3 protein-coding genes are annotated in these 1718 nt (G+C 64.6%); 2 read left to right on the top strand and 1 reads right to left on the bottom strand.

Annotated features, from left to right (window positions below; translation table 11 throughout):
• On the bottom strand, positions 1-419 hold a 419-nt coding region (purM, locus tag MOV75_RS36890), incomplete at its 3' end, for a phosphoribosylformylglycinamidine cyclo-ligase (RefSeq protein WP_247007851.1).
• Positions 420-575: 156 nt separating this feature from the next.
• Between purM and MOV75_RS36885 the strand changes: the two genes are divergently transcribed.
• Both MOV75_RS36885 and MOV75_RS36880 read left to right on the top strand, forming a co-directional pair.
• A complete protein-coding gene (locus tag MOV75_RS36885; protein WP_246926695.1) occupies positions 576-1118 on the top strand; it encodes a CDP-alcohol phosphatidyltransferase family protein in 543 nt (180 codons plus the stop codon).
• Positions 1119-1210: 92 nt separating this feature from the next.
• Positions 1211-1718: chromosomal replication initiator DnaA (locus MOV75_RS36880; RefSeq protein WP_247007849.1), on the top strand; the 508-nt coding region annotated here is incomplete at its 3' end.

Here is a 1718-nt window from a genome sequence, read left to right as displayed (position 1 = left end):
ATCAGGGCGCAGCCGGATTCGCGGCAGCCCTCCGCGACGCCCGCCACGATCGCGGCCGTCGCCTCCGGGTCGAGCTTGCCGCAGGCGAAATAGTCGAGAAAAAACAGCGGCTCGGCGCCCTGCACCACGAGGTCGTTGACGCTCATGGCGACGAGGTCGATGCCGATCCCGCCATGCAGCCCGGTCTCGATGGCGATCTTGACCTTGGTGCCGACACCGTCGGTCGCGGCCACTAGGACGGGGTCCTTGAATCCGGCCGCCTTGAGGTCGAACAGGCCGCCGAATCCGCCGATCTCGGCGTCGGCGCCGGGCCGTGCGGTGGCGCGCACCATCGGCTTGATCAGGTCGACCAGGCGGTTGCCCGTATCGATATCGACGCCTGAATCGGCGTAAGTGAGGCCGTTTTTGCGGTCGGTCATGCCCGATTTCCAGTGGGTTTGCGGCTGGTTACGTCGAATTCCGGGGACGCGCAATGGCTCGCATGGCGCCCCTCCGTATACTATGTAGAGATATCAACCGGTTCAGCCTCCAAAGGGCCGAATTCGAGGTCAGGCCGGGTGCCGGGAAGCGCTTTCGTGAGTATTCCGAACATCATTACCCTGGGTCGCATCATGCTGGTCCCGATCATCGTCTGGGCCATCGTGTCGAGCCAAATGGAAGTGGCGTTCGCCGTCTTCCTCATCGCCGGTATCAGCGATGCCGTGGACGGCTTCCTGGCCAAGCGCTTCAACATGACGAGCGAGCTCGGCGCCCTGCTCGATCCGCTCGCGGACAAGGCGCTGCTGGTCTCGATCTACATGGCGCTGGGTATCTGGGGCGCGATTCCGCGCTGGATCGTGATCCTGGTGGTGTCGCGCGACATCATGATCGTCGCCGCGGTGATCGTATCCTGGCTGTTCGACCGGCCCGTCGAGATGAAGCCGTCGAAGGTGTCCAAGCTCAACACCGTTGCACAAGTGTCGTTCGCCGCCCTGGTGCTGGCGGCGCTTGCCTTCGGCTTCAAGCCGGCTCCTTATGATATCATCCTGATGGGTCTCGTCACGGTCTTCACGCTCTCCTCCGTGTCGCTCTATCTGGTCGAGTGGCTGCGGCACATGAGCACGATCGAGGCCAAATGAGAGAGGATGCGGCCCCGCAAAAGGCCAACTCCCGCTCGATACGTCTGATCTCTTCAAGTGACGCCGGCCCGCCGGCATGGAGCAAAGCAAGCGTGGCAGGCCGCGTCCATCCCCGACAATTGGCGTTTTCGCTTCCGCATGCGGAGAGCCTCAGCCGGGACAACTTTCTTGAAGGCCCCGCCAACGCGGCCGGTCTCGGCCTGATCGACAGCTGGCCGGAATGGCCGAACCGGATCATGTGGCTGGCCGGCCCGGAGGGAAGCGGCAAGAGCCATCTCGCCGCGATCTGGGCCGAGGTATCAGGTGCCCGCTCAACCTCGGCCAACGCACTGACTGCCACAGCCGTTCCGGGCGCGCTCGCCACCGGCGCGCTGGTCGTCGAGGATCTCAAGGCTGGGGAATTCGACGAACGCGCCCTCTTCCACCTGATGAATCTCGCCCGCGAGGACGGCGCCTACGTTCTCTTCACCGGACGTGAGGTGCCGGCTTCGCTGGAGATCGAGCTCCGCGACCTGCGCTCGCGTTTGCGCGCCGTGCCCGCGGTCGCGTTGCTGCCGCCCGACGACCAGCTCTTCCGCGGCCTGATCGTCAAATTCTGCG

Source organism: Bradyrhizobium sp. PRIMUS42 (genome assembly GCF_023006515.1).
Classification (GTDB): domain Bacteria; phylum Pseudomonadota; class Alphaproteobacteria; order Rhizobiales; family Xanthobacteraceae; genus Bradyrhizobium.
The sequence above is the reverse complement of the archived record's forward strand: the minus strand, read 5'-3'. Positions and strand labels throughout refer to the sequence as shown.